Annotated in this window: 7 protein-coding genes; 2 read left to right on the top strand and 5 right to left on the bottom strand. The window is 62.0% G+C overall.

Going from position 1 to position 6,827, the window contains the following annotated elements:
• Positions 1-53 precede the first annotated feature (53 nt).
• From ACE03M_RS12845 to purN, 4 genes are all read right to left on the bottom strand, one after another.
• Positions 54-236, bottom strand: coding sequence for an antitoxin (locus tag ACE03M_RS12845; protein ID WP_143921033.1), 183 nt, complete (start codon positions 234-236; stop codon positions 54-56).
• A 139-nt stretch (positions 237-375) separates the two neighbouring features.
• Positions 376-585, bottom strand: a complete 210-nt coding sequence (locus ACE03M_RS12850) for a hypothetical protein (protein WP_260847936.1) — start codon at positions 583-585, stop codon at positions 376-378.
• Between the two features lie 136 nt (positions 586-721).
• A complete protein-coding gene (purH, locus tag ACE03M_RS12855; RefSeq protein ID WP_143921031.1) occupies positions 722-2,305 on the bottom strand; it encodes a bifunctional phosphoribosylaminoimidazolecarboxamide formyltransferase/IMP cyclohydrolase in 1,584 nt (527 codons plus the stop codon).
• Between the two features lie 49 nt (positions 2,306-2,354).
• A complete protein-coding gene (gene purN / locus ACE03M_RS12860) occupies positions 2,355-2,975 on the bottom strand; it encodes a phosphoribosylglycinamide formyltransferase (RefSeq protein ID WP_143921030.1) in 621 nt (206 codons plus the stop codon).
• Positions 2,976-3,082: 107 nt separating this feature from the next.
• On the opposite strand from purN, the gene ACE03M_RS12865 reads away from it, so the two are divergent.
• A complete protein-coding gene (locus ACE03M_RS12865; protein WP_143921029.1) occupies positions 3,083-3,529 on the top strand; it encodes a hypothetical protein in 447 nt (148 codons plus the stop codon).
• Positions 3,530-3,636: 107 nt separating this feature from the next.
• On the opposite strand, the gene ACE03M_RS12870 is transcribed toward ACE03M_RS12865, so the two are convergent.
• Positions 3,637-4,911 carry a cell division protein PerM gene (locus tag ACE03M_RS12870; protein ID WP_485934289.1) on the bottom strand — a complete coding sequence of 425 codons (1,275 nt, stop codon included), beginning with the start codon at positions 4,909-4,911 and terminating at the stop codon, positions 3,637-3,639.
• Between the two features lie 116 nt (positions 4,912-5,027).
• Between ACE03M_RS12870 and ACE03M_RS12875 the strand changes: the two genes are divergently transcribed.
• The gene (locus ACE03M_RS12875; RefSeq protein ID WP_485934290.1) at positions 5,028-6,737 is read left to right on the top strand and encodes a hypothetical protein; all 1,710 of its coding nucleotides are present in this window, start codon (positions 5,028-5,030) and stop codon (positions 6,735-6,737) included.
• The last annotated feature ends 90 nt before the right edge of the window (positions 6,738-6,827 follow it).

Consider the following 6,827-nt stretch of genomic DNA (forward strand, 5'->3'; position numbering starts at 1 on the left):
CACCCCCCCCCCCCCCCGCTTCTCCATGCCAGACGCGGCGATGGATTTAAAAGTCAGTCGTTGCCAAGTTTTCCGTCGACTCCGTCGCGACCCTGGTTAATCTGGTCTTCGAACTTGCCGCCGGTCTTGTCATTGGCGAAGTCAGTAGCCTTGTCAAGACCCTGATCGCTGAATTCTTCACCCTTGTCGCTATTCATGGCGTCCTTGGCTTTGTTTGTCAGATCGTCGAGTCCCATACTGTCTCCCTTCAATGGAAAAGGTTCTTTCGAACCTTCTTACACCACTCACCCTGCCACTTATTCGGCTCTGGTGTAACCGAACTTTCGGGTTTCTCAGGGAATGCACAAAGTAACGGTATTTCGACTCTCGGTAGCGTCAGCGTGACTCCGGAACGATGAAGGCCAACGCCACGAGAACCAGGGCGAAGAACAGGCCCGTTCCGATGTCGACGCTCTTCGATCGATTGGTCCAGACTTCGTCCCAGGGCGGGGGCATCGCACGCATCGTCGCCAGCCCAGCCGGCACGACGGCCATGACGATCGCGCCGAGACGGAAGTCGATGATGGTGCATGCGGCCGCAATCAAGATGCCCAGCAGACAGCCCAGGAGAGCCCAGTCGCGGAGTACGGGGTTCGAGTAGCGCCGTTTCCAATAGATCCAGCGCTTGGCGATCGGGCCTCGCCCACGCCTGGCATGGCGTGGTGGGTGGGCCCTCGTCTTCTCAGTGGAAGAAATGGCGACTCCCGGTCAGGTACATGGTTATCCCCGCCTTCTCGGCCGCTTCGACGACCTCATCATCGCGGATCGAGCCACCCGGCTGCACAATCGCACTGATACCGGCGTCGATGAGGATCTGCATACCGTCGGCGAAGGGGAAGAAGGCATCCGAGGCGGCCACGGCGCCGGTGGCCCTCTCCTCCCCTGCACGTTCGACAGCCAGCTTCGCCGAGTCGACTCGGTTGACCTGGCCCATGCCCACGCCCACGGACGCGCCGTCCTTGGCCACGAGAATGGCGTTGGACTTCACTGCACGGCAGGCCTTCCAGGCGAATTCCAGATCGGCCAGAACCTCGGCGGTCGCGGCTGCGCCTGCGGCCAGGGTCCAGTTCTCCGAAGCATCACCGTCGGCCTGGAACGCATCCCGGTCTTGGACGAGGAACCCGCCGGTGATCGGCTTGATCTCCGCAGGTGCGAAGTCGACGTCGCCGAGTTCGAGCAGGCGCAGGTTCTTCTTGCTCGACAGCAGCTCCAGTGCTTCGGCAGAGAAGGAAGGTGCGGCCAGACACTCGGTGAAGATCGGCTTGATCGAGGCAGCCAGCTCGGCGTCGACCTCCCGGTTGGTCGCAATGACACCGCCGTAGGCGGACAGAGAGTCGCATTCGTGGGCTGCCTTATGTGCGGCGGCCGCAGTATCAGCCACGGCGATTCCGCAGGGGTTGGCGTGTTTGATGATCGCCACTGCCGGACGGTCGAAGTCGAACGCCGCGCGGATCGCAGCATCGGTGTCCGTGTAATTGTTGTAGGACATCGCCTTGCCGCCCAGCAGCTTCGCACCGGCGATTCCACGGGTGCCATCGGAATACACTGCCGCTGCCTGATGAGGGTTCTCGCCGTAGCGCAGGTCTCTCAGCTTCTCCCCAGTCACACCAGCGAAGGCGGGCTTGCCCGTGGCCGAGGCTGCATCTTCGGCTTCAGCCTGCTGTGCACCGGAAGTGAGTTCGGATGCGAACCAGGAAGCAACGGCCGTGTCATAGGCAGCAGTGTGGGCGAAGGCGCGGGCGGCGAAGCCTCGCCTGGCGTCGAGATCGAAGCCCTGTCCCTGTGCCGCTTCGATGACAGCAGGGTAGTCGCTGGGATCAGTGATGACGGAGACACTCGGGTGGTTCTTCGCCGCTGCCCGCACCATGGAGGGACCACCGATGTCGATCTGCTCCACACAGTCGTCGAAGCCGGCTCCACTGGCCACTGTTTCAGCGAAGGGGTAGAGGTTGACGATGACGAGGTCGAAGGGCTCGATCTCGAGCTCTTCGAGCTGGCTCATGTGATCCGGCTTGCGCGAATCGGCGAGGATGCCGGCGTGGACTCGCGGGTGCAGTGTCTTTACCCGGCCTTCCAGGCATTCGGGGAATCCTGTCAGCTCTTCGACCTTCGTGACCGCAGCGCCCGCCTCGGCGATCTTCGCTGCTGTCGAACCGGTGGACACGATCTGCACACCGGCGGCTTGCAGTCCGCGGGCCAGGTCCTCCAATCCCGATTTGTCGTAGACGCTGACGAGCGCTCTCTTGATCGCGCGGGTTCCTGTCACAAGTCCTCCTTGAAGGCTCGATTGCCGTTTCGTGCGGTTGGTGCGTGGGTCAGGCTGGGGACGCCGAGGTGGCATATCCGCTGACATGCCGCCCATCGATGACGAGGTCGTTGTGGGCGAGGTGGGTCAGGAGACGGACGAGCTCGGCTCTCTCCTGGATTTTGATGCGTTCGTGCACCGTGTCTTCTGTGTCCTCGTCGCCGACGGGAACCGCGAACTGGGTGATGATCGGGCCCGTATCGACCCCGGAGTCGACGAGGTGGATGGTGCCTCCTGTGATGCGCACACCGTGGGCAAGCGCATCACGGACTCCGTGGGCGCCGGGGAATGCTGGCAGCAGAGCCGGATGTGTGTTGATGATCCGGTTGTGAAAGGCCGCAATGAAATCCGGGCCGAGGATCCGCATGAATCCTGCGGAGATCACCCAATCGGGCGACAGGTCCGCGACGGCGTCGCGCAATTGGATGTTCCAGTCCTCACGACTTGCGCAGTCCTTGGGTCGCACGACGAAAGTGGGGATCGAGTGGGCTTTCGCCCGGTCGACCACACCGGCCGTCTGTGAGTCGGAACCGACCCCGACGATCTCGACTCCATGCTCCGATTCGGCGAATGCGTCGATGACTGCCTGCGTGAGGGTACCCGAGCCGGATGCCAGAAGAACGATGCGCACGGACCCATTCTAACGTTTGAATCATCTGCTGTCGGTCGCGGGCCTCAAGAATGCGGATGCTGACCTCCGCCAAGGCTTTTGTCAGTGGACTGTGACAAACTATTGCTGTGACGTCACCAAACAATACTGAAGAGAAAAGCGCGCCCACTCCCGAAGAGGAGAAGCAGGCCGCGCCCGCTCGACACGGCCTGGTCCTGATCCTGTTGATCCTCGCCTCCGTCCTGACGTTCACGTATCCGCTTCCGTTCAAGGTCGCGGCGATTGCATTCGCCATTGCGGCCATCGTGTGGTCAATCCGCTACATCATCGCCGTGGTCAGGACGAAGCAGAAGCGCAACATGTCCCTGGGCATTCTGGGCGGCCTGCTCAGCCTCTACCTCATCTTCTCGACGCTGTCGTCCGTTGTCCTCTGGCCAGTCCAGTCGAAGTATGAGGAGTGCGTGCGCGATGCCATCACGCAGCAGGCCCAGCTCTCCTGCACGACGGAATATCAGACCGGCCTCGGCGATTGGTTCAAGCAGCTGACCGGCCAGGAACTGCCCGGAACGAACTGAGGCCTCCGCTGACCGGATCCTCGGTCATCCGGCTCAGCTCTCCCCGTTTGGACCGATGCCGGTCTTCGCCGCCAGTCCTCGCGCCCGACTCAGTACTTCGTCTGAGCTCAGTCTTCGTCTGAATAGTCGGCGCTTCGTTCATCGGCGATGTGACCGAAGGGCTCGTCGTCGATGCCGTCTTCCTCATCGGCGGCCCTGGCTCCGGCCTGCATATCCGAGAGCCTGGTCAGGAACAGACCCCCGGCCATCCCCAGCACCACCCATGCGGTGATGACCACCGCAGATGTCAGTGGCGAGGGTCCGAACCTCGAGAGGCCCACGGGCCCCATGGCACCTTGAGCGAAGATCGCAAGGACCTGGAGCACGACGAAGAGCTTGACTGCCGCAGTGGCCAGACCGGGCCATGAAGCCAGCATCACCAGGCGGGCATGATCTCGCCCGAGGATGACGCTGAGGATTCCGAGCAGTACGAGCAGCACCGGCGCCGCGTTCGTCCACTCTGGATAGTCGCCGACGAGCAGCTGGAGCACCGGAACGTGCGGAACGGGTCCTGCCGCAGTATGGAACACCGAGCTCAGGGCCCCGTCTCCCACGCTCACGCCTGTGCCTGCGATCCAGGACAATGAGGCGAAGAGGATTCCCGGAGCAAAGAGAATCTGAATGACCAGCAGACCCACACCGGCAGACAGCGGGGAGCTGTAACCCTGCAGCGATTGGGTCAATTCGTCCCACCTCAGCACGATGCCGACGGCGATGACGAGGACCGAGAGGAATGCTGCTCCCCAGAGCAGTCTCTTGACCAGACGGGACCCTGAGTCCCACACCTCGCTGTCGAGATCCTGCAACCGTGGGATGTCGTCGACACCGCGGACCCACAGGAAGCCGGCCGCCGAGGCGGACAGCAGCATGAGGGCAAGGCGGAAGAAGCCCCATGGTGCCAGCGTCCCCTCCCCCACCACAAGAGCCAATGCGCTCAGAGGCACGGCATAGGCGACGGCGTAGGTCGCCACCGCGAGAAGGACCTGCTTCCACCAGGATGTGTCCAGGCCATCGGCGTCATCGGGATCTGCTTCTGTGAAGCGCGCGACCAGCCGCTTGGCACCGGTGGCGAAGAAGAACCACACGCCCAACGTGACCAGGCTCGGCGCCAGAGAGAAGTCGAAGCCCATCGTCGACACGCTCAGTCCGTGGACGACGCCCCACAGGGCGAACGCCCACTCCGAGATGATCGAATACGGCAACTGTGAGCCGAGGCCGATGATCCAGAAGACGGTGGCGATGACGAAAGCCGCGGGAACGACGATGAGGTCGATTCGCAGTGCCTCCAGCAGTCCCAACAGAACTGGATGGCGATGGGTCCGAGGGTGAGGAGAAGTGTGCATCTCCACCATTTTCGCTGACACGGCGCCCTCTTCCTGGTATTGACCGCGCGATTCTCTGCAGTGGGAAGTACAATTGCGCCAGGACACGCTTGTAGACAAGAAGGATGCAGCCAACGATGAGCAACGGGAACGACGAACCGAATTTCCCGCCACCTCCCAAGAACCCACCCGAGAACAACAGAACGGGATCGGGTTCGGAGACGTCGGCGGACAACAGCACTGGTGATTCGGTGGACACAGGCAGCTCCGGCTCGCAGGCGCCCGCCCGCGGTCCCGAACAGGCTCCGTCCTACCGCGACGACCAGGCTCCTCCATTCGCTGCAAACTCTCAGCCCAACAGCAACCAGCCCACCGGGCCCGAACAGCCCCAGCCGCCGCGCCCCGAGGTGCAGAAGGCCAGCTCGAATCAGGCTCCGAACTACAACGGCGGACAGCAGCCCGGCGGACAGCAGCAGCCCGGCCAGTACCAGGGCGGTCAGCACCAGAGCGGCGCACCCTACCCAGGCGGTCCGTACCAGTCGGGCTCGGCACAGAATTCGTCCTATCAGTCCGGCCAGCCAGATCAGTCGGCTCAGCCAGGTCAGTCGGCTCAGCCGGGTCAGTCGGCTCAGCCGGGTCCATCCGGCCATTACCAGACTGGTTCGGGTCCGAATGGACAGCGGACGGGTTCGGGCCCCGGCCAGTCCCAGGCGATTCCACAGCCGGCGCCAGCTCCTGGATTCGCCGGCTCTGCAGCCACCGCTACGCGTGCCGACGCCAACTCTGAGAAGAAGAGCAGGATGCCTCTCTTCATCGCTCTGGGTTCCGTGGCGCTCGTCATCGTTCTCGTCCTCGTCGGGTTCCTCGTCGTCAACACGGTCAATAAGAACAACTATGGCCCCGACAAGGTTGCCGAGGACTATGTATCGGCTCTGAGCAAGGGTGACTTCGCTGCTGCTGAGAAGATCGCGCCCTCGCCTCGTCCGGAGGGAACGAATCTGGACCTCCTGTCCAAGGATTTCACCGACGCGTCCTCGGCGAAGGTCGAGAATGCAAAGGTCGAGTCTTCTAAGGTCGATGGTGACAAGGGCACAGTCGTCGTCTCCTACGATCTCGACGGTTCCAAATACAACGTCGAGCTGAAGGCGAAGAGGGACGGCAAGCAGGATCTCTTCTTCGACAAGTGGTCGCTGACCGGGCCTGCGCTCAACGTCATCGCGCTCGACGTCCCTGCCTCTGATGGCCTCAGCGTCAATGGCAACGACTACAAGGCGAAGGCGGGCACCACCTCATTCGCCGTCTACCCGGGCAGCTATGATTTCTCGATCCCCAAGAGCAAATGGGTCGGTGAAGCCAAAGACACTGCAGCGGTGAATTTCCCGCAGGCCTTCGCTCCGGGTGATAAGCCGAACAATGAAGAGGTGGCTCCGACGACGCTCAATCTTGATCTCGCACCCACTGGTGCTTTCCAGAAGGAAGTTCAGAAGCAGGTCGAGAAGGAGCTCAAGAAGTGCTTCGACAACAAGGACATCAAGCCCAAGTGCAAGTTCATCAAGTTCGATCCGACCGAGATCCCTGTCGGCGGCTCGGATAAGAAGCTGGCCGATCTGGCGAAGAAGAACACCGCCGAGTGGGACATGAAGGACATGCCAGAGGTTGAGGCGAGCTTCGGTTCAGGTGACACGAACACCGGTTCGTTCTTCACCAAGAAGCCGGGCAAATTCGACTTCACTGTGCAGGGCCAGAAGGCCGGTTCCTCGTACTTCTCCAATGGCAACACCCTGTCGGTCTCCGGCAGCGTGAAGATCAACGGAGATAAGCTCTCGGTTGAGTTCTTCGACTTCTGATTCGGTTCGCCGATGACGTTCGTCGCCGCTCTCGCCGAGGTGGTCCCACCACAGCGAGAACGTGCAGCAAGGAGGGCCTGAGTTCTGCAG

The sequence above is a fragment of the Brevibacterium sp. AGC70 genome (assembly GCF_057334195.1).